At 51.1% G+C, this 22025-nt stretch carries 21 protein-coding genes; 2 read left to right on the top strand and 19 right to left on the bottom strand.

Annotated elements, in window-relative coordinates:
• Positions 1–36: 36 nt before the first annotated feature.
• On the top strand, positions 37–942 hold the full coding sequence (dapA, locus tag MHH78_RS16450) for a 4-hydroxy-tetrahydrodipicolinate synthase (protein ID WP_341168021.1): 906 nt from the start codon (positions 37–39) through the stop codon (positions 940–942).
• A 112-nt stretch (positions 943–1054) separates the two neighbouring features.
• On the opposite strand, the gene MHH78_RS16445 is transcribed toward dapA, so the two are convergent.
• The 19 genes from MHH78_RS16445 to sleB form a co-directional block, all read right to left on the bottom strand.
• The gene (locus tag MHH78_RS16445) at positions 1055–2584 is read right to left on the bottom strand and encodes a DEAD/DEAH box helicase (RefSeq protein ID WP_341168020.1); all 1530 of its coding nucleotides are present in this window, start codon (positions 2582–2584) and stop codon (positions 1055–1057) included.
• Between the two features lie 220 nt (positions 2585–2804).
• Positions 2805–3377 (bottom strand): phosphate propanoyltransferase, encoded by a 573-nt coding sequence (pduL, locus tag MHH78_RS16440; protein WP_036692683.1) that lies wholly within the window; start codon positions 3375–3377, stop codon positions 2805–2807.
• A gap of 161 nt (positions 3378–3538) precedes the next feature.
• A complete protein-coding gene (locus tag MHH78_RS16435) occupies positions 3539–4525 on the bottom strand; it encodes a dipeptidase (protein WP_341168019.1) in 987 nt (328 codons plus the stop codon).
• Between the two features lie 159 nt (positions 4526–4684).
• Positions 4685–4945, bottom strand: a complete 261-nt coding sequence (locus MHH78_RS16430; protein ID WP_019910496.1) for a stage V sporulation protein S — start codon at positions 4943–4945, stop codon at positions 4685–4687.
• A gap of 215 nt (positions 4946–5160) precedes the next feature.
• Positions 5161–5955, bottom strand: a complete 795-nt coding sequence (locus tag MHH78_RS16425; RefSeq protein WP_340757696.1) for a TIGR00282 family metallophosphoesterase — start codon at positions 5953–5955, stop codon at positions 5161–5163.
• Between the two features lie 146 nt (positions 5956–6101).
• Entirely contained in the window at positions 6102–7643 is a 1542-nt protein-coding gene (gene rny / locus MHH78_RS16420) for a ribonuclease Y (protein WP_209879583.1), read from the bottom strand.
• A 309-nt stretch (positions 7644–7952) separates the two neighbouring features.
• Positions 7953–8690, bottom strand: a complete 738-nt coding sequence (locus MHH78_RS16415; protein ID WP_341168018.1) for a regulatory protein RecX — start codon at positions 8688–8690, stop codon at positions 7953–7955.
• A 116-nt stretch (positions 8691–8806) separates the two neighbouring features.
• The gene (recA, locus tag MHH78_RS16410) at positions 8807–9871 is read right to left on the bottom strand and encodes a recombinase RecA (protein WP_076078685.1); all 1065 of its coding nucleotides are present in this window, start codon (positions 9869–9871) and stop codon (positions 8807–8809) included.
• Between the two features lie 297 nt (positions 9872–10168).
• Positions 10169–11458, bottom strand: a complete 1290-nt coding sequence (locus MHH78_RS16405) for a competence/damage-inducible protein A (protein WP_341168017.1) — start codon at positions 11456–11458, stop codon at positions 10169–10171.
• A 58-nt stretch (positions 11459–11516) separates the two neighbouring features.
• Complete coding sequence (gene pgsA, locus MHH78_RS16400; protein WP_036724758.1) at positions 11517–12104, bottom strand: CDP-diacylglycerol--glycerol-3-phosphate 3-phosphatidyltransferase; 588 nt, start codon at positions 12102–12104, stop codon at positions 11517–11519.
• A 148-nt stretch (positions 12105–12252) separates the two neighbouring features.
• Positions 12253–12744 (bottom strand): YajQ family cyclic di-GMP-binding protein, encoded by a 492-nt coding sequence (locus MHH78_RS16395; protein ID WP_036724757.1) that lies wholly within the window; start codon positions 12742–12744, stop codon positions 12253–12255.
• Between the two features lie 231 nt (positions 12745–12975).
• Complete coding sequence (locus MHH78_RS16390) at positions 12976–13137, bottom strand: hypothetical protein (protein WP_179090467.1); 162 nt, start codon at positions 13135–13137, stop codon at positions 12976–12978.
• An 83-nt stretch (positions 13138–13220) separates the two neighbouring features.
• Positions 13221–14162, bottom strand: coding sequence for a RodZ domain-containing protein (locus tag MHH78_RS16385; RefSeq protein ID WP_341168016.1), 942 nt, complete (start codon positions 14160–14162; stop codon positions 13221–13223).
• 48 nt (positions 14163–14210) lie between these two features.
• The gene (locus MHH78_RS16380; RefSeq protein ID WP_036724755.1) at positions 14211–14993 is read right to left on the bottom strand and encodes a DUF3388 domain-containing protein; all 783 of its coding nucleotides are present in this window, start codon (positions 14991–14993) and stop codon (positions 14211–14213) included.
• A 132-nt stretch (positions 14994–15125) separates the two neighbouring features.
• On the bottom strand, positions 15126–15386 hold the full coding sequence (locus MHH78_RS16375; protein ID WP_036692667.1) for a DUF3243 domain-containing protein: 261 nt from the start codon (positions 15384–15386) through the stop codon (positions 15126–15128).
• A 132-nt stretch (positions 15387–15518) separates the two neighbouring features.
• Entirely contained in the window at positions 15519–16286 is a 768-nt protein-coding gene (gene ymfI, locus MHH78_RS16370; RefSeq protein ID WP_036724753.1) for an elongation factor P 5-aminopentanone reductase, read from the bottom strand.
• A complete protein-coding gene (gene yfmH, locus MHH78_RS16365) occupies positions 16286–17566 on the bottom strand; it encodes an EF-P 5-aminopentanol modification-associated protein YfmH (protein ID WP_341168015.1) in 1281 nt (426 codons plus the stop codon). The genes ymfI and yfmH overlap by 1 nt, the downstream gene beginning before the upstream one ends.
• A gap of 2 nt (positions 17567–17568) precedes the next feature.
• Complete coding sequence (gene yfmF / locus MHH78_RS16360) at positions 17569–18849, bottom strand: EF-P 5-aminopentanol modification-associated protein YfmF (protein WP_076078679.1); 1281 nt, start codon at positions 18847–18849, stop codon at positions 17569–17571.
• Between the two features lie 145 nt (positions 18850–18994).
• On the bottom strand, positions 18995–19846 hold the full coding sequence (gene sleB / locus MHH78_RS16355; protein WP_076078799.1) for a spore cortex-lytic enzyme: 852 nt from the start codon (positions 19844–19846) through the stop codon (positions 18995–18997).
• Positions 19847–20018: 172 nt separating this feature from the next.
• Between sleB and MHH78_RS16350 the strand changes: the two genes are divergently transcribed.
• Positions 20019–21995, top strand: coding sequence for an AraC family transcriptional regulator (locus MHH78_RS16350; RefSeq protein WP_341168014.1), 1977 nt, complete (start codon positions 20019–20021; stop codon positions 21993–21995).
• Positions 21996–22025: the final 30 nt, after the last annotated feature.

The raw sequence follows: 22025 nt of genomic DNA, 5'->3' as shown, positions 1-22025 counted from the left end.
AACAAACGGATTTTACATTTTTGGAGGACGATATTCATGTTAACAGAAGAACAGATTTATGGAATTTATGTTCCCGTGGTCACCCCGTTCCATGCTGCAGGCGAGCTTGATCTGGAATCGTATCAGCGTTATGTGAACAACATCATCAAGAACAATATTCATGGTCTGGTCGTCAATGGAACCACTGGAGAATCGCCGACAGTCAATATACAGGAATTACAGTCGCTCGTGGATATCTCACGGGAACTTCTGAAGTCCAGCTCTATCCCGCTCGTGGTGGGCACAGGTACGAATGATACCTACTCTACCGTGGCCCGTACTGAGCTGGCGGCGAACGCAGGTGCCGATGCCGCACTGGTGGTTGTCCCTTATTACAGCCGTCCGTCCCAGGAAGGCATCATCGCTCATTTCCGCAAGGCGGCAGAAGTGGGTCTGCCCATTATGGCTTACGATATCCCGGGCCGCACTGGAGTCGGCATGACGCTGGACACTGCCCGTACGATCCTGGAGATGAACAATGTCGTAGGGTTAAAAGACTGCTCCGGCTCCCCCCTGCTCGTCTCCGAGCTGTCCAAGAGCGGCGGCAAGCCCGTGCTCTGCGGCGAAGATCTGCATTTCTTCGACATGCTGGGCTACGGGGCCGCCGGAGGCATGCTGGCCTCAGCCAATGTACATACAGGCCGCTTCCTCAGCATCTACGAGCAGTACAGAGCCGGTCAGATTGAGGCTGCACAGGCTGCGTATGATCAGCTAGTGCCGCTGATGAAGCTGCTGTTCAAGGAGTCCAACCCGGCCCCGATCAAATGGCTGCTCAGCGAACTCGGAGAGCTCTCCTCGGATACGCTCCGCTTGCCAATGACTTCCATTAGCACCGCGCTGCGCGAGGAGCTGGGCGCCTACCTTGCAGGGGAAGCTGTCAGCGGCAGACAAGAAGCGATGTAACCGTTAAGAGGCCATGGAGCAGACAAACACCCGCCATTTTCAGTGAGAACCTGAGAATGGCGGGTGTTTATGTTAGATAAGGTCAAGCATTACTGCACGTTACAAAATCGAATTACGAGCGGCCCGCTTTAGCCGCTGGACGGCTGGACGGACGTCCGCTCTGACCGCCAGGTCTGCTGCCCGAAGGGTTTGAACGGCCGTATGAGCCGCTGGGCGATTTCTGGCTCTGGCTGCCGCCTGGACGCCCGCTGGCATTAGCCTGGCCCCCCGAAGCACCTCTCGCTCCACCGCCAGCATAACTGTTGCCCGATGCGCTTCTAGCTCCACTGCCTGCATGACCGCTTCCAGAAGCGCCTTTAGCGCCACCTGTGTTGCCGCCGCTCTGCTGTTTGCCTTGCGCGAACCATTCCGACTTCGGCTTGCGGGGCGGATTCGTCTTGGCTTTCTGCGACGGTTTGACCGGCGCTTTGCCGGGACGGTCTGCCAGCAATGCCAGATTGCTCTTAGACATCGGATACGCATGCTCCTTGATCTCCGGAATCGTCTTGCCGATCAGCTTCTGGATATCCTTCAGATACGGAATTTCCTCCGCTTCGCACAGCGAGATGGCGATGCCGCTCATCCCCGCACGGCCGGTCCGGCCAATACGGTGAACATAGGTTTCCGGGATATTCGGCAGGTTGAAGTTGATGACATGGGACAGCTCATCAATATCAATTCCGCGCGCAGCGATGTCTGTTGCTACCAGCACGCGGGTCGCTCCGCTCTTGAAGTTTCTTAGCGCATTCTGGCGCTCATTCTGTGATTTGTTCCCGTGAATGGCTTGTGCTGTAATATTAATGCGGGTTAAATCCCGGGTTACCCGGTCCGCGCCGCGTTTGGTGCGTGTGAATACCAGCGCCGATACAATCGACGGGTCCTGCAGCAGACGGTTCAGCTGATTCTGCTTATTTCCGTTCTCCAGCAGATAGATCGACTGCTCAATTCTGTCTACCGTGGAGGAAACCGGAGTAATCTCGATTTTCACCGGATTGACAAGCAGTGTTTTCACCAGCTGCGAAATCTCCGCAGGCATAGTCGCTGAGAAGAACAACGTCTGCTTCTTGAGCGGCATCTTGGCAATAATCCGCTTCACATCATGAATGAAGCCCATGTCCAGCATGCGGTCCGCTTCATCCAGCACGAGAATCTGCACATGCTGAAGATCCACACGCTTTTGGCTGATCAGGTCGATTAGACGGCCCGGTGTAGCAATCAGAATGTCGGCACCGATGGCAAGCGCCCGCTCCTGCGCCTTCTGTGATACTCCACCGACAATGGCTGTCGAACGGATGGTTGTGAACTTGCTGTAAGCCTGAATGTTCTCCTGAATTTGCAGCGCCAGCTCACGGGTAGGCGTAAGAATCAGGGAACGGATGCGCTTGCCTCCGCCGGTTCTGCCCGGCTGCTGGCTCAGCAGCTGAATAATCGGCAATGAGAAGGCCGCCGTTTTACCGGTACCGGTCTGTGCACAGCCCAGGATGTCTCTGCCGGCTAATGCCGCAGGAATAGACTCTTCCTGGATCGGGGTTGGGGATGTATAGTTTTCCAGGCTAAGCGCCTTAAGAATCGGGGGGATCAGGTTCAAATCGTTAAATGTCATTTTATCTCCTTCATTGTGCATACATATATTGGTGAATCCTTAATTCCATTACTGTATATTCCTTTTGCGGCGTCTCCACATAGCGCTCAGCAAAGTCGTAACACATAATGATAACACAGAAAAGCAAATATGAAAACTTTCATTTCTTTCTTTTCAAAAAAAATTACAACAAAAAAGCAGAGGAAGGTCCCCTGCTCTTGTCTTACCTATAATAAAAATACTAGTCTAGGATTTCAGCGGTATCGCCATTATTGGCACCGGCAGCGTTAGCTTCATCGGTATCGATGTGCATGTCCAGCTTGAAGCTGTCGGATACGCGTGCAATTACGTTCTCCAGCACCAGGCCGCGTTCGCCGCCCAGACGTACCTTCAGGAGCTGCTTATCGGCAATGCCCCAAGCTTCTGCTTCGGAAGTATGGAAGTGGATGTGGCGCGCTGCTACAATAACACCAGTCTCCAGCTCAACTTCACCGGCAGGTCCTTTAATCGTAATTCCTGGTGTTCCTTCAATATTGCCGGATTCACGGACAGGGGCCTTCACGCCGAGGCTGAAGGAGTCTGTGCGGGATACTTCCAGCTGTGAAGCCGGACGGGCAGGTCCGAGGATTCTTACTTTGTCGAACTTCCCTTTCGAACCAATGACAGCCACTTGCTCATTCGCTGCGAATTGTCCGGGTTGGGACAGGGGTTTGAACTCGGTCAATTGATAACCTGGGCCAAACAATGCTTCTACGTGCTCCTGCGTAAGGTGAATATGCCGGGCCGACACACCTACGGGTACAGTCTTGCTCATTTTTAAGTCACTCCTTGTATTTTCTCTAGTATCTGTACAAGCCACTGAACATTATACATCTTATTACCCGAAAATAAAAAGACCCGCATCACAATGCGAGGCTTTTTTCCGGGCATATTACGATTCTGTGAATGCTTCATCCTGGTTTTTCCAATTCATAGTCATTTCCCGGCGAGAACAGAGGCGCTTCCTGCCGAAGAAGGTAACTGATCCCTTAAGAATCCTAGCGCATTCTCATACAGCCAGCCCCGCACATCCGCCTCCGGATAGTATTTCAGCAGCATCTCGGCGAACTCCGCGTATTGCCCCGGATGCTCCAGCCCTTCTACCCACGCTTCAATTCCGTCAAAGTCCGAGCCGAACATCAGCTGTCCGCTCCCGCCAAGACCACAGACATGCTCAATATGCCTCCGCATATCCTCCCTCCGGGCCGCTCCTTCATCCCGCACGAACCAGGGGACAAAGGTAAGCCCGATTCGCCCGTCGCTTACAATCAGTGCCTTCAGCTGATCATCACTCAGATTGCGGGGATGACTGCATACCGCCGCGCAATTCGAATGCGAAGCAATGAACGGACGGGTACTGTGCTCCAGCAGCTCCCAGAAGCCTGCCGGGGCCAAATGCGACACATCCAGCAGCATTCCGCTCCCGTTGCACCAGTCGATCAGTTTCCGGCCATGCTCAGTGAAACCGCCGTTCCGCCGCTCCAGCACACCGTCCGCCGCCCAGTTGGCATAGTTCCAGGTAATCCCCAGGCAGCGCACACCCAGCTCGAAGCATAACTGGGCATAGAACAGATTGCCCTCCAGACCATCCACGCCCTCCAGAGAGAGCATTCCATAGGCCGGTGCAGTGAAGCTGCCTTCCTGCGCTTCTTCCTTCCACCTCAGCCACTGCAGCCCTCCAGGACCGGTAACCTTTTGATGGAAGCACTCGATTTGCCCCAGAATATCCTCGAACTTTGCCCTTCCGCGCACCGCAGACAAATAGATGGCAAAAACCTGCAGTCCGACATTCCCCTCCGCCAGCCGCTCTGCGGTCACATCCAGCCGGGGATCATTCTTGAAGTCTATCCCTGAATTCGCCTGCAGCTTACTCAGAGCATCACAATGAAAATCTGCCACCTTCAGCTTCCTGTTTCCCACCATAGGTCAGCTCTCCTTCTTCCTTCACTTGCTGAATATCCAAATGAACCGTTGACGGCCCAGCGTCTATTTCATGTATATGCACCTAACTGAAGCGGCAGTCAGCACAGCAAAAAGCCTGTTTACAATGTAAACAGGCTTAATCTAAATAATTCACTTGAGTTATCTAGGTTCCACAATAAGTTTGATTGCCGTCCGGTCTTCCCCATCAATCACTATATCCGTAAAAGCCGGAATACAGATCAAGTCCACTCCGCTAGGTGCGACAAATCCCCGGGCGATGGCAACGGCCTTCACGGCCTGGTTCAGTGCTCCTGCTCCAATAGCTTGTAGCTCGGCCGATCCACGTTCGCGAAGAACACCTGCTAATGCGCCAGCAACGGAATTTGGATTGGATTTAGCTGATACTTTTAATACATCCATAGTAAGTACCTCCCCTGGGAAAATGATGGTGTTCTTCTTCCACTACAGTAGATGTTATTCGCTTCAGAAGAATTAATTCCTTCTTTTTGCGGACCTCTCCGGAGAAAATAGTTCAAAAGATACTCTTTTTCGATATAATAAATATCACACTTCACCCAAAACAAAATGAGTATTACCGAATTACCTATTTGCAAGTAGAAATGGCATTGCCGTCCTTAGCTCATCACCCATTCATCCTCACGCAGCCGGATCTTCTCCAGTCGTGTCGCTCTGCCTGTAGCTTCATCAAGTTCTGCGAATAGACCATGCAGCTGCCATTTGCCTTCGTCGACTACAAACCGGGAGGGAAGCTGAGTTGTAAATTTATAGATGATCGCATCCTTTTCCATACCCAGAATCCCTTCTCTTGAACCAACCATACCCGCATCTGTAAGATATGCTGTACCTCCAGGCAGGATCACATCATCATTACTCTGCACATGAGTATGTGTGCCGACTACAATCGAAGCCAGTCCATCCATAAAATAGCCCATCGCAATTTTCTCGGAGGTAGCTTCCGCATGGAAATCCACCAGAATGCACTTATGCTCTCTGCGCAGTTCCTCCACAATCTCCTCGCCCACCCGGAACGGGTCATCGATCGCCGGAAGAAAGGTACGGCCCTGCAGATTCACAATCGCCAGCTGCTTGCCGTTCCCCTTAACAACGGTATATCCGCGGCCCGGTGTCCCCGGCGGAAAGTTAGCCGGACGGATGATCCGTGGCTCATCGTCGATGAACTCAAAGATATCCTTGTTGTCCCAGGTGTGGTTGCCCATCGTAATACCGTGGATACCCCAGTTAAAAAATTCGTTAGCGATAGCAGCGGTGATCCCTCTGCCGGCAGCGGCATTCTCACCATTGGCAATGATGATATGCGGCTGATATTTGCTTTTCAGGGAAGGCAGCATTTCACGCAGCGCTTTTCTGCCTGTATTGCCTACAATGTCTCCGATAAATAAAACTTTAATAATCTTCTCCTCCTAAATTTTTGGTTTGTGTATGCTCTGCCAACCATAAATCGCTGCTTAAGTATAATTTCACCTATTCTGCTTCATTCCAAACTCCACAGCGTGCTGCATGAAAAAAGGCCCCGCAAGGGGGCCGATTTCCTTAATTATTTCGCATATTCTACAGCGCGTGTCTCGCGGATTACCGTAACCTTGATATGACCCGGATAATCCAGCTCACTCTCAATCATCTTCGTAATATCGCGGGCCAGACGGAAGCTTTCGGCATCATCAATCTTCTCAGGCTGTACCATTACGCGAACCTCACGGCCCGCCTGAATGGCATAGGATTTCTCGACACCCTCGAAGGACTCCGAGATCTCCTCCAGCTTTTCCAGACGTTTGATGTACGTTTCCAGGGTCTCACGGCGTGCACCTGGACGGGCAGCCGACAATGCATCAGCAGCTCCCACCAGCATAGCAATAACCGAGGTAGCCTCGCAATCTCCATGGTGGGACGCGATACTGTTGATAACCACCGGATGTTCCTTGTACTTCTTCGCCAGTTCGACGCCGATTTCAACATGCGAACCTTCCACTTCATGATCAAGCGCTTTGCCGATATCATGCAGCAGTCCGGCACGTTTTGCAAGCACGATGTCTTCCCCAAGCTCACCGGCCATAAGTCCAGTCAAATAAGCAACCTCCATGGAGTGCTTCAGTACGTTTTGACCGTAGCTCGTGCGGAATTTCAGGCGGCCCAGAATTTTGATCAGATCCGGGTGCAGACCATGAACGCCAACCTCGAAGGTAGCTTGTTCACCGTATTCGCGAATCCGTTCATCCACTTCTTTGCGGGATTTCTCCACCATTTCTTCAATACGTGCAGGATGGATACGTCCATCTGCCACCAGCTTCTCCAGTGCCGTACGGGCCACTTCGCGGCGGATCGGATCAAATCCTGACAGAATAACGGCTTCCGGCGTATCATCAATAATAAGATCAATCCCGGTCAGAGTCTCCAGCGCACGGATATTGCGGCCTTCACGACCGATGATCCGGCCCTTCATCTCTTCATTCGGCAAGGTAACGACAGATACCGTAGTTTCCGCCACATGATCAGCCGCACAGCGTTGAATCGCCAAGGTGATAATCTCACGGGCTTTCTTGTCCGCTTCTTCCTTAGCCTGCTGTTCGATTTCCTTGATCATCTGAGCAGTTTCATGGCGAACTTCCTGTTCTACATTGCTGAGAATGATACTTCTGGCATCATCGATGCTCAGATTGGAGATACGTTCCAGTTCAGTAACCTGATTCTTGTAAATAACATCAATTTGCTGTTGGGTTTCATCAATTCGTTTCTCTTTGTTAGCTACTTGTTCTTCTTTTCGTTCAAGCGATTCCATTTTTTTATCCAGCGATTCTTCCTTTTGCAGCAAACGTCGCTCTTGCCGTTGGATTTCATTCCGACGTTCACGAGTTTCTTTCTCAGCTTCGGTACGGATTCTATGAACTTCGTCCTTAGCCTCAAGTACCGTTTCCTTCTTCAGCGCCTCCGCCTCTTTCTTCGCGTTCTCCACGATGACTACGGCTTCTTTCTCTGCGCTGGAAATCTTAGCTTCTGCAAGGGATTTACGAATAAAATAACCGAATCCAAAGAATGCTGCAGCTACAACGAGAACGACAATGACCCAGATCAATGTTTCCATCTGTTCACCTCCTCGTTGATATCCTCCAAGGATCTTCCCTTGGGTATTTGTGCAGTTGTTAAACTATCCGTTCATCACCATACAAAAAACCGGTAATACACCGATTGCCATACTGCACATGCTGCACATGGACATTGCCCGCCTTATCCGGCGATTACATTTCATATGAGTTGTACGCGAACCGGAACATAAGAGTCTGCTTTTTGGGAAGGAAAAAGGATTCTTAGTTTATGCCGATTCATGTTATATTTTATTATTTATAAAAAGACCTTGTCAAGAGAGTCGATAACCGTAATAAAGTCAAGAGAATCAATCCGGGAAGTAAAACTCCTCTTCTTCCCCCTCAGAATCCTGCTCATCCCGCAGAATCCCGATCACCTGGCGCACCATTTCTCCTGAGAATCCCCGGCGCATCAGGAACGCCCCTGTCTTCCGCCGTTTGTCGTTCACATCTCCCCGGATCGTATTCCATTTCTTCCGTCCGGTCAGCAGCGCGCTCTCCAGCTCCTGCTCGGGTGTGATCTCATCCAGCGCTTCCGCAATCAGCGACTTATCAATTCCTTTCTCCCGCAGCTCCTGCCGGATCCACATCTTGCCCTTACGCTGATTCACAATCCGCTGCTCCGCCCACTGCTTGGCGTACAAGGGATCATCAAGCAGACGTTCCTCCTGCAGGCGGAGCAGAACTTCGGCAATAACAGTCTCCCCTATTTCCTTCTCCCTTAAACGGCGGGCCATCTCCTGTGCGGTTCTGGGCTTGCGCTCCAGATACCTAAGCCCCTCCACATACGCCCGCTGGCGCTCGTCTGCGGCAACAATATCCTCCAGATCTGCTTTTACAAAAATACTCCCGGTAATCATCCGGTATTTAATCATGACATCTTCATGAACAGTCATGTTGTAGTCTCCGAAATGGATTAGATAACGATAATTAGACTTCTTAAGCCGCTCTACCTTTGTAATTACCAGCTCTTGATCTGCCGGGAAATCCGCCAGCACCTGCTGCTCATCCTGTTCTTCGAATTCCTCATCCAATTGTATAACCATCCTGCCGATCACCTACTTAAGCTGAAATATTTGCGAAAAGGCACCCTGTAATATCCTCCACAGGGCGCCTATCCATCATGACTTCATTATTCAATTAGAAGTAGAGGAGTACTTAATTACTCGATCTCAAGCAGCAATTTCTCTTCTTCCTCTTGCTCCGCAACCACATCTGCTTCAGATGGTGCCGCTACCAGAGTTGTCAGATTACTTGCCTCACGGATCTTGTTCTCGATCAGCAGAGCAATATCCTGATGTTCCTTCAGGAACTGCTTGGAATTCTCCCGTCCTTGACCCAGACGTTCGCCTTCATAGGAATACCAGGCACCGCTCTTGTTGACAATATCCATCTCCGTACCGATATCCACAAGGCTTCCCTCTCTGGAGATTCCTTCGCCGTACATGATATCTACATCCGCTTGCTTGAACGGAGGCGCTACCTTGTTCTTCACAACCTTGATCTTCGTGCGGTTACCCACGACATCGTTACCCATCTTGATACTCTCTACCCGGCGCACATCCAGACGGACGGAGGAGTAGAATTTCAGAGCGCGTCCACCCGGAGTGGTCTCTGGGTTACCGAACATTACGCCAATCTTCTCACGAAGCTGGTTAATGAAGATCGCAATGGTGTTGGATTTGTTAATGGCGCCTGACAGCTTCCGCAAGGCCTGGGACATCAGACGGGCCTGCAAGCCTACGTGGGAATCACCCATGTCGCCTTCAATTTCCGCCTTCGGCACAAGTGCTGCTACAGAGTCAACTACAATGATGTCTACTGCTCCGCTGCGTACAAGCGCTTCAGCGATTTCCAGGGCCTGTTCACCCGTATCAGGCTGGGACAGCAGCAATTCATCAATGTTAACGCCAAGCGCCTTGGCATACTTGGGATCAAGCGCATGCTCAGCATCGATGAAGGCAGCTTGTCCGCCCTGCTTCTGTACTTCAGCGATCGCATGGAGTGCAACCGTCGTCTTACCGGAAGATTCCGGTCCATATACTTCAATAATACGTCCTTTGGGAAGTCCGCCAATACCTAGTGCAATATCAAGTGCCAAAGATCCGCTAGGTACAACTTCCACTTTCATGTGAGTGGATTCTCCCAGTTTCATTACCGAACCTTTACCGAATTGTTTTTCTATTTGACGAAGCGCCATATCAAGCGCTGCACGACGATCTGACAATCAGACCACTTCCTTCACTGTTTATAGTATTATAATAACGTGTTTTGAAGGGCTTGCCAAGTCTTTTTTAGAACATACATTCGTTTTTTTTGCTCCCAGGGGTAATACTCCCTTTTATTGTAAGATGAAGGCCTCCTTCCGGATGCAAAACTCAGCAGGTGCTTCTCTTCCGCTTCTTACGTTAACAGGAACAGCCATAGGGTAATTTGTTATACCTAATATAAAACAAAAAACCGCAGCATGATCGCTCAAGCCACGGTTCTTCCGTATACATGAATTATATACCGGCCCGTACAGTTATTGCAAGGCCGAGCCTTCCAGCGGAGTAGCAACCTTGCGTTCTTCCAGGCGGCGCCACAACCGGTACAGCAGCGCCTTGACGGTGCGCAGCCGGATGTTCTCACGGGTGCCCTTCAGATTCAGCTCATATACCTCTGTCTTGCAGCCCCGCTCAGCCAGTCCTACGAACACAAGACCCACCGGCTTGCGCTCGGAATATCCCGGTCCGGCTACACCGGTAACCGATAAGCCGAAGTCCGTGTCACCGATCATACGCACCTGCTCAGCCAGTACCTCCGCAACCTCGCGGCTCACCGCTCCCGGGGCATCCGGACCTTCAAGCATGGCGGAAGGCACATTCAGCAGTTTCTTCTTAATATCATTGGAATAACACACGATCCCTCCGGCAAACATGGAGGCGCTGCCCGGAATATTCGTAATGCTCTCCATCAGCAGACCGCCTGTACAGCTCTCGGCAGCACTCAGAGTGAGTCCCGCATCCGCCATCCAGTCCACAATCAGCTGCTCCAGCGGCACATCGATGTTGGCATACAGATTCTCCGGCAGAATGTCAGCAATCGTCTTCTCCAGAGCATCGAGCTTGACCATAGCTTCCCGCTCGGACGGCGCCTTGGTGGAGATGCGCACGGTCACTTCGCCTTCCTTGGCATACGGGGCAATCGTTGGATCGCTCTGGCTGCGGATCAGCTCAATCAGCTTGTCCTCCAGCAGCGACTCGCCAATCCCGGCGAACTTCAGCATCTTCGAGTAGAGCGGCATTTCACCAGTAAGTGCATGCTGCTGAAGCCATGGCTTGGCCTTATCCGTGAACATCGGCTTCATCTCCCGGGGCGGGCCGGGCAGCACGATATAATATTTGTCTTCTTCTGCAAAAGCAATCCCTACCGCAAGGCCGGTATCATTGGACAGAGGAGTCGTCCCTTCAATGACAAGCGCCTGCTTGCGGTTATTCTCAGTCATTACAATCTTGCGGTCATCGAAGAAGCGCTGCACATGATCCATGGCCAGCTGGTCGATGTGCAGGGTCCGGCCAAGCGCCGCAGCCAGCGCATCTTTGGTCAGATCATCCTCGGTCGGACCAATGCCGCCCGTGAACAATATAACATCCGCCCGGCTCTGAGCAATCCGGATCGCTTCCAGAAGGCGGCTTTTGTTATCTCCCACAACGGTCTGAAAATAAACGTCAATGCCTAATGCAGCCAGCTCGACTGAAAGAAACTGGGCATTGCTGTTCACGATTTGTCCAAGTAAAAGTTCTGTTCCAACGGCAATAATCTCTGCTTTCATAGCTGACGTTCTCCTCCTGATTGTAGGTATCCTGCAAGGTTCAGCCTGTTCCAACCTCTCAGGCTTTGTTCAAATCCAGCAGATCCTTATTCTTCACGAAATAATCAATGCCAGAGTAAATGGTAATGATGGCTGCCGCCCAGATGGCAATGTCATCCACAGGGATGCTGACGAACTGGAACGGGAAATTGTTAAGCAGCAGCAGGGAAATAGCAACAATCTGAATCACTGTTTTTACCTTTCCCCATTTGCTTGCAGCCACTACCTTCCCTTCCAGCAGTGCCACCTGGCGCAGGCCGGTCACGGCAAACTCGCGGCTGATGATGACAATGGCAATCCAGGAATCGCATCTTCCCAGCTCGACCAGCGAGATCAGCACGGCCGAGACCAGCAGCTTATCCGCAAGCGGATCGAGCAGCTTGCCCAGATTGGTGACCATGTTATATTTTCTGGCTATGTAACCGTCAATTCCATCGGTACTGGCTGCCAGCAGAAAAATAACTGCCGCGACCAAGTGATTAATTGAAAGCTGAAAGGAGCCCCAATGTATCGGTTCCGGATAGAAGCTGAAGTCCACCAGCAGAAAAAACATCATGATTGGGATAAGGCAAATACGTGCTAATGTGATGCGGTTGGGTAAATTCACTGAAGGTTCCTCCCCTAGTCCATACGAATCCGGTATTCCAGCATTTTCTTCAAAACTGCTTAGCTAGTATATTATAGCCATAAATAAGTGTCAAAAAAACATGAAGCACCCCGCAAGTAAGGTAGTATACAATGCGGGGCACATGATCTTACTTTAAATTGTTAAACTGTAAATCAAGCGGCAAATCAGCCTTGCGTAAAAGCTGGATAATCTGCTGGAGATCGTCGCGGCTTTTGCCGGTCACACGGATCTGATCACCCTGGATCGTGCTCTTAACCTTCAGCTTGGAATCGCGGATCAGAATATTGATCTTCTTCGCGTTCTCCTGGTCTATCCCTTGGCGCAGTCCCAGCCGCTGGCGCACTGTGCCGAGCGAAGCCGGCTCCACTTTGCCGAAATCCATATTCTTCAGCGTGATTCCCCGCTTCACCATCTTGGTCTGGAGGATATCAATAACTGCATTCAGCTTGTATTCATCCTCTGAGGCGATGACAAGCGCATCCTTCTCCAGCTTCAGGCTGCTCTTGCTGTTCTTGAAATCAAACCGGTTATCAATTTCCTTCTCGGTCTGATGAACCGCATTGGTCAGCTCCTGCATATCCATCTTCGATACGATATCAAATGAACTTTCTGAACTCATGGTTCCACATCCTTTACTTACAATTAGTCTGTTCCTATTATATGAGATAGGGGCTCTTAAGTCTAATACTGGAAAAGAGTCAAGTGGAAACGGCATTCCGTCCTTTGTAAGGACGGTACCGTTTCAGCGAGAAATAGAAGGATAATTTATAGCGTAAACATATAAATTCTTATATTTGCACCTAAAAACACGCCTCCCGGAAACTGTCCGGGAGACGCTCACCTCTAAATATTATCTGCTGCGTGCAGGAGCCCGGAACATATCCAGAATCCCCAGCAGAACATGTGCCAGTCCAAAGCCCAGAATACCATATCCCCAGGCGCCCGGTGTCAAATAATACCCCAGGAGACTGACAATAATGCCAAGCCCTGTTACAATCCAGCTGACGGTCATGAGAGAATACACCTCACTTTGGCGTAAGAACTGTTAAACACTTCTAGGTTCTCCAATCCGCCAAAGACTATACATCGGATGTATTATTCTCCGGTAGTACTCCCGCCAGCAGCGCCGTCCGTACCACTGTCCAGTTCAAGCAGCAGACGCGAGGAGGTTTTGCCGTCGGTGATAGCCTGTCCGTTGACCGAAATTGCCGTAGCTGGTGAATATCCCGATTTGATATACATTCCGCCGCTGTCCAGTGTAAAGCTCAGATTCTCACCGGCCTTGGTGTTCCCGAAGCTGAGCTTCTCCCCCTTGGAGTTCTCGCCCTTGTACACTTCAAGCCAGCTGACTCCGGTCGCGGCAATCTGTACCTGAACCGGGGTTCCAGCAGGTGCAGAGACCTTGTAAATGGTCGTCTTGCCCGATTTACGGTCCTGAGTAACGGTGACAGCACCCGGAGAAGACGATGGAGACGGCTCTGGAGTTGCAGCAGGCGCAGTGGTTGCCGCGGCTCCTGCATCAGGTGTAGCTGCCGCATCCGCTGAAGGCACTGCACCGCCTCCAGCGGCAGTAGGAGAAGGCTTAGCCTTAGCCGGATCTTGCGTCGCGGTAGTCATGCTTGCATTATCCGCTTTCTCCGGCGAATCATTATTCATTGTGGAAGAGGCATATAAGTAGATGACCACCAGAATCAGCACCGGGAAGGTCCACATCAGCAAGGTCGGGAGCCACTTGGCGTTACGCTCCGTTTCAGGCTTGCGGCTGCGCTTCTGAATCACGGTCTCCATGGTAGTATCGACGGGAGCAGCAGGCACATTGCCGTGCTCCTCCATCAGCTCATCCGGGTTAACCCCGACCGCCTCGGCATAGGTTTTGATAAAGGCCCGGACATAAAAGCTGCCCGGAAGCACTTTATAATCCCCTGCTTCGATGGCTTCCAAATATTTTTTGCGGATCTTTGTTACTTCCTGGACATCATCAAGACTCATCCCTTTTTGCAGACGAGCCTCCTTCAAATGCCGGCCCAGTTCCGACATACCATCACCTCCTGAATGTTGTGTGAGCAATGCTCTTAATGAAATATATTAAAGATCTTCACTGTAGCTTGTCGTAAACGACTCGTACAATATCTCTTCGTTCGGTGAATTGCGCAGCTCAATAATAATATCGAAGTCATCGAAGGTGAATTCGGACTCCCGCACAAAAATATCAGGATGCTCAATCACCTTGGTGCTTGCCATACTCATGACATTCTGCAGCAGGTTATAATGCTTCTCGTTGGAGCGGATGGTGCTGACGATCCCGTCAATGATAAATACATTATGCGGATTCATCTCGTCTTCAGCGAGCTGGCTGCGGACGGTCTGGCGCAGCAGCGTAGAGGAGACAAACGTCCAGCGCTTCATCGCACAGACGCTGCCGGCAATAATCGATTCTGTCTTGCCTACCCGCGGCATACCACGTAGTCCTATAACCTGATTGCCTTCTCTCTTAAACAGCTCGCCCAGGAAATCGACCAGCAGCCCGAGCTCATCGCGGGTAAAGCGGAAGGTCTTGCGGTCATCCGAATCCCGGTCGATATACCGTCCATGCCGGACCGCCAGCCGGTCCACAAGCCGCGGTGTACGGAGTGCCGTAACCGTTATATTATCAACTTTCTTGAGCATTTCGCCCATCAGCATGATCTTCTCATCGTCGCTGGTTTCCAGCAGCATTCCACGCGTCTTGCCTTCCACGCCGTTAATCGTCAGAATATTGACTTCCAGCATCCCCAGCATGGAAGCAATGTCGCCTAACAGACCGGGTCTGTTCTTATGTATCTTATACTCCATATACCATTGTTTATATTCCACTTGTGCGCACCTCATAGATTCCTTTTCCCTGCATGTTGTTTCAGATACACGGGTCATGTTAATGATATATAAAAAAAAATTGAAAGGCAAGGACACGATTGTAATAATTGCAGAAAAGCTCCCGCAAGGGGAGCTTCTTCCGCGTACCTATGCGTTTTTCTTCGCCAGTTTGACCATGAGTCCGGCAATGGTATGCTTCTCATCATCCGTTCCGACATCCCACAGCTCTTTGATGGCCCGGTTGGAATAGTTGCCCGGATCGACCTTCTTATCGAGGAATTCCCCGATTTCGAACGCCAGCTTGGTGATGGTCTCGTCGCTCATCCCCATTTTTTCAGCCTGAATGACCCGGTCGCCCAAAAAACTTTTCCAGGTATCAAAGTTCTTCACTACGGAATCTGTTGACATCTTAAATCCTCCTCAGGTTTGTAATGATATTGAGATTTAGAAGCAACAGTTATAATATGTCTCAAGCCGGAAGGTCTTATGCTGGAGCATTTCTCCAGAGCAGGCTCATGGTTCCTGGCATTATACCGGTTATTACGTAATCCAGCCGCCGTTCGGACTGATGACCTGACCCGTAATATAACCGGACTCAGGCAGCGCCAGAAAATAAACAAGCGAGGATATATCCTCAGGGGTAGCCAGCCTCCCCGCAGGGATCTCCTCCTCCAGCATTTTCAGTTCATCCGCCTGCAGATTGGACAGCATGGCCGTGTGAACTGCTCCAGGCGCTACAGCGTTCACAGTGACCTTGGAGGGGGCCAGCTCCTTGGCAAGCGCCTTGGTAAAAGCATTCACTCCGCCCTTACTGGCCGAATAAGCCACTTCACAGGAGGCACCCGAGATCCCCCACACAGAAGACACATTAATGATCCGGCCGTAACGCTGCGTGACCATATAAGGCATGAAAATCTGGCTGCACATAAAGGTGCCCTTCAGATTCACCGCCATGATATCGTCCCACTCCTCCTCGGTCAGATCGGCTAACATGCCATAATGAGCTTTCCCGGCATTATTGACCAGGATATCCGGCATCATGCCGCTGCTCTCCAGTCTTTCGGCCATGCGTACGAGCTGACTGCGGTCTTTCATGTCCGCCGCTACGGTCATTACCTTCGCCCCCAGCGCCAGACAGCGCCGGGCCACATCATTTGCCGCTTCATGCGAATTCATATAATGAATCACAATGTTCATTCCCACCGAAGCAAAACGCTCAGCGATCGCGCCGCCGATTCCCCCGCTGCCCCCGGTAATGAGCACTGTCATTTCGCCAATCGGTTTACTGTCCTCTCCCGGTAACATCATTAAGGACTCACCACCAGCGATACGGCCAGCTGCTCCCAGTTCACATGATCATGGAGCCGGGCATTCACTTCATCCAGAGTGATCGATTCATACAGGGGAAGCACTTCAAACAGATCTCCTCCACGGAACTGGTAACGGGTGAACTCATGGGCAATGCTCTCCGGCGAATTCAGCATCCGCAGGAAGCCGCCGATTTTCTTTTTGCGGGCCCGTTCAAAATCCTTCTCCGCGAAGCCCGTCTCCAGAATGCGTCCAACTTCTGCCTTAATCCGTTCAAGCAGCAGACCCGGATCTTTGGTATCGCCGCCAATCGCCGAGAAGGCATACTCCGCAGAGCTGTTAAATTCATGGCCGAAGCTGTCCGAGATCAATTCCTCGTCATAGAGCTTCTGATACAATGCCGTACTGCTGCCAAACAGCAGGTCCAGCATCAGCTTCGTGGTCAGATCACGGCGCACCGCCGCTTCACCGCTCAGACCATCCACCTTTTCCTTGAAGCCGAACATCATTTTGGGAATGGAGACAGCAAGTCTGCTCTCCACATGCTTCGAGGCTACCTGCTCAGGCTCCTCCGCGAAGATACGTGTAATTTCACCCTGCTTCTCATAGCTCTTGCCTTGCTGATTGCTGCGGATCAGTTCAAATACCTGCTCAGGGTCCACTCCGCCGACAACGAACAGCAGCATATTGCTGGGATGATAGAAGGAGTTGTAGCAGGTGTACAGCGTTTCCTTCGTAATGGTTGAGATGGATTCGATCGTTCCGGCAATATCAATGTGAACCGGGTGAGTAGCATACATGGCTTCAATCAGCCCGAAATAGACGCGCCAGTCAGGATTGTCGGCATACATATTGATTTCCTGCCCAATAATCCCTTTCTCCTTCTCCACGTTCTCATCGGTAAAATAAGGACGCTGCACAAAATCAACCAGCGTGCTGAGATTCTGCTCAATGTTCTCCGTGGCCGAGAAAAGATAGACCGTCTGGTCGAAGCTGGTGAAGGCATTGGCCGATGCGCCATTCGACGCAAAGGTGGCAAAAATGTCGCCTTCCGGCTCCTCGAACATTTTATGCTCCAGGAAGTGGGCAATTCCGTCGGGTACTGTAGTCTCCTCGCTGCCCGCCACCTTGAAGTGATTGTCTACCGAACCGTATTTCGTGGCAAAGGTGGCGTAGGTTTTGAGAAAAGCCGGCTTCGGCAGCACATACACCTGCAGTCCGTTATCCATAACCTCGTGATAAAGTGTTTCTTGAAGCCGTTCGTAATGGAGCTTCTCCATCCCTATTCCTCCTTCCCTGTCAGGAAATAAATCGTATCCAGCTCAAAAGTATCCGCTGCAGCCTTCACTTCAGCCGCCCCCATGCCGTCGACCTGGTCCATCAGCTCCTGGGCAGAACGGTCTTTGCCGGATAGCTGGCGGTTGAAATCAAAGGAAATCATCTCAAACGCCGAATCCTGAATCTCGGACAGCAGGTTGCGGATCATCGCCTTCGTCTGGCTAAGCTCCAGGTCAGTGATATTGCCGGCCTTCAGCTCATCCAGCTGCTTGCGGATAATATCAACGGCTTTTCCATAGTTCTGGGTCTCGATCCCCGATTGAATCGTTCCGATGCCCTTATGCCCGTCATAACGGGAGGAGGCGTAATACGCCAGACTCTCCTTCTCACGGACATTGACGAACAGCTTGGAATGCGGGTAACCGCCAAGAATACCGTTGTACATCAGCGCGGAAGCATACCGTTCATCCTTGTAGGTAATCGAGGTCCGCAGCCCCATGTTCAGCTTGCCTTGATTCACATCCAGCTTCTCCTCTACCGTCCGCACTTCCGTAACCGATACCGGAGTGAAGTCCGAGGTGTAGCCTCCGGCTTCGGAATGATGGGCCCGGCCAAAATGAGCTGTCACCAGCTTCTCGACCTCCTCAGGTGTGGTATCGCCCACAACATACAGATCAAGCGTAGCTCCATTCAGCCAGGAGGTATAGCTCTGGTACAGCGTCTCAGGCGTGATAGCATCCAGATCGGCCCGTTGACCGAGGGGATGGAGACGGTAAGGCTCGTTGCGGCACATTTCCTCAATGCAGCGTTCTGCCGCATAGCGGATTTTGTCATTCACAATGGATTCCAGCTTCTTGCGGATCGTCTCGCGTTCTGTAGCTACATAAGAAGCCCGGAAGCTTCCATTCTCAAGCAGGGGACGGGTCAATACCTCTCCCAGAAAAGCAAAGGATTCCCCAAGCAGGCTCTCCTTGCTCTGCACAAAGGAATCATTGATCGTATCCATCCGGAACTGGACAATCTGGTAATCCCCGCGTTTATAAATATCGAAGCCGAAGCCGGCACCGTACAGCTCCTCCAGACGCTCGCGGAATTGGGTAGTCTCCGGGTAGGACGCTGTCCCCCGGCGGAGTACAAACGGAACCAGTGCGGTAGAGGTCACTGTACTTTCTTCAAGCGGAACGCCTGCATACAGTGAGATGGCGAATGTCTTGAACGCCTTGGTCGGCAGAACATGTATGCGCATGCCAGCGGCATGGCCATGTTGAAATGCATTATTAGTCAAGTCCAAAACTCCTTTGCAGCGTGGATGGATGCTCTATAACAAGTTTATGAAGTATTATCCATTCTAAACCATTCCAAAGTAAGGAAGCAACCGGAGGACAGCGTACCGGTTGCTCTTACGGAGGGTTGTATACAGACACAGTAAGCTACATGCAGAAAATATGCTGGCCGATCGTCTTCACCTGCGGACGGGACCAAATCCACTTGGAAGTCGCCGTCTTGGGATTGAAGTAATAGATACAGCCGCCCGACGGGTCCCAGCCGCTCAGTGCCTGCTGCACTGCCTTGCGTGCCTGTTCATTAGGCTCCAGATAGATCTGTCCGTCAGCTACGGCAGTGAAGGCTCCCGGCTGGAAAATGACGCCCGAAGGCGTATTTGGGAAGCTTGGGGATTTTACACGGTTAAGAATGACTGCGGCTACAGCCACCTGTCCTTCAAAAGGTTCGCCGCGAGACTCGCCGTAAACCGCGTTAGCCATGATCTTCAGGTCGTTTTCGGACAAGCCCATGGTATTGCCGGAGGACAGTTCAGCCGTATTGGTTTTGGCTGCAGCTGCGCCGGAGGGCGCTTTCTTCTGGGCGGTAGACGTCTCGGGCGCTGTCGGCTTCCAGGCTGTAGTCGCATTGTATAGCTTAAGCTTCGTCTTGGCCCCGACGACCCCGTCGGATTTCAGGCCGAATTTCCACTGAAACCAGGTGACAGCATTTTTGGTTTTGGTCCCGAACTGGCTGTCAATCTTCCCGTTAAAATAACCAAGGTACTTCAATCTTCCCTGCAGCTCATAGACATCCTGCCCGGATGAGCCTACCTTAAGCGGAGTTGTGCCGAACACGGGCATGGCTTCCTCCCCTTCATCAGGGCTATCTGCGGCAATCTGTTCTGCTGCATATGGCTTGGCATAGATCAAATCATGATCTTTGAAGACTGCACCGGCAAACGGTGCAGCTGCAAGGGCAAGGGTAACGGCGGCAATGATCCACTGCTTATGTTTTGTCATGGGATTCGCTCTACCTTTCTCTTGGAAGTTCTGCATGAATGGCTAAAGTTATTATGACGACTGGCAGGACTTCCTATGCATGACCGCAAATCAAGGAACCGTAAATCCATTGCGACTGAGAACGATTATCAACTATACTTGGGTTATGAAACAACAGGAGTTGAGAAGAAACATGGATTTTAAGGACCATATTGTACTGTGGAACCATGCTGCTGTAGAAGTTATCGATATCCGCAAGGCCTCATTCATTTCTGGACAACCTCCGCTGAAGTACCGCCTTCCGGCTAGTACATACCTGTATATCGTTCGCGGCAGCGCAAGTCTGCTTATAGATGACAGCCGATATGAAATCAGCGGCGCAACTGTCTTTCACGGAGGCAAAGGCACTACGATTAAATTGCTGAAAACACATGAAATTCTGGATTATTACCTTATTATGTACCGTTCAACGTTAACCCTGCCTGCGCGCCGCAATCTTACAGCGCTTTTGGAGCGCAGCAAGCCTTTTACCGCGTCATATCATTGCACTCCGGCCCATCCTCTGCCGCTGTATGAGATTCTAGACCAGATGTATGGGGAGTGGCAGACAGGCAGCGACCTTGAGCATCTGCATGTCAAAGCCCTGTTCTATCAGTGGGTCCATGAGCTGCTTCGCCAGATGCAGGGGCAGGAGCTGCACCCGCTTAGAGCAGATGTGCTCGACCAGGCTGTACGCTATATGCATGATTCTTACAGCAGGCCGTTCACCCTGGATTCACTAGCCGGCACTCTGGGCACCAGCCCGAGGACATTATCGAGGTTATTCCGCATCCGGCTTCAGACCAGCCCTGCCCAATATCTGGTTCAGATTCGCATGGACAAGGCCCGTGAGCTATTGCTGGGCACAGAAGCCACACTGCATGATATTGCAGCTTCTGTGGGCTATCCGGATGCGTATTCTTTTGGAAAAATGTTCAAAAAGCACTTCGGAAACTCACCAGTAAGGTACAAAAATTCTGTTCAGGCCGCTTCCCCGTGGCGGGATATGATATCTGCGCTGTCTGCAAATGACATTGCCCGTGAAGGCACTCTCGGATATATTGATGATGATAATCATTATCAATATGATCTAAAAGGAGCGTCATCCATGTTCAGAACGTCTAAGCCATCCCTAATGTTAACCTTGTTGTTATGCTTCACCATAGTGTTAAGTGCCTGTTCCTCAGGAACTGCCACTACAACGACGGCGGGCAACGGCAGCAATACGCCAACCTCTTCGCCTGCTGCGACGGCATCCTCTACAACGTCCCCTGACAACACTGCAGCCGAGGCACAGACCCGGACAATCTCTACAATAAAAGGGGATATCGAGGTGCCTGCCAATCCTCAGCGTGTCGTTGTGTTGTACTTGCTGGGCGATGTTCTGGCGCTGGGCATTAAGCCCGTAGGTGTCTCTAGTGTAAATGAAGGTGCTGCCTTCGAGAACGAATTGAAAGATGTACAGAAGTTGGGAAGTTGGTTCGAGGCCAGCCCGGAAGCTGTCTTATCGCTTGATCCCGATCTGATTATCGTTCCTTCCGAGGAAACCTACAATGCATTGCATGATATCGCACCCACCGTATTGGTGCCTTATGAGAAAATGACAACCGCTGAGCGGGTCAGCTTTATTGGACACACTCTTAATAAGGAAGATCAGGCCACCAGCCTATTAAATGATTTCAATGCCAAAGTGGAGGACAGTAAGCTGAAGCTGAAGGAAGCGGGAATTCTAGATTCGACCATCTCCATCATGGAAGGCGGCGGAGAGCGCAGTATGTTAGTGATTATGAGCAAACAATACGGCCGGGGCTCGCAGGTCTTATATGAATATCTTGGCATGAAGGCACCGGAGAAGATTCAGCAAAAAATAGATAGCAAGACCGATGTCGGTGGGGAATCTGTATCCTTTGAAGTCATTGCCGATTACAGCGGAGAGTATATCTTCCGTTCCTCTTATGACGGAATGACTGACCTGACGGGAGACCCGATCTGGAACAGTATTCCTGCAGTCAAGGAAGGCCGTTTGATGAATATCGACTTCGGATTATCGTATTACAATGATATCTACTCCCTAAATGCGCAGCTTGATTACATGGTTGATGCTCTGCTTGCAGCTCCCCGGGTAAAGTAATAGCAGTTCAACCAACCGTTGCATAACTTA

It is taken from the genome of Paenibacillus sp. FSL H3-0333, from assembly GCF_038002805.1.
Classification (GTDB): Bacteria; Bacillota; Bacilli; order Paenibacillales; family Paenibacillaceae; genus Paenibacillus_AQ; species Paenibacillus_AQ silagei.
Note: the sequence above shows the minus strand (reverse complement) of the source record. Positions and strands in the feature narration are given on the sequence as shown.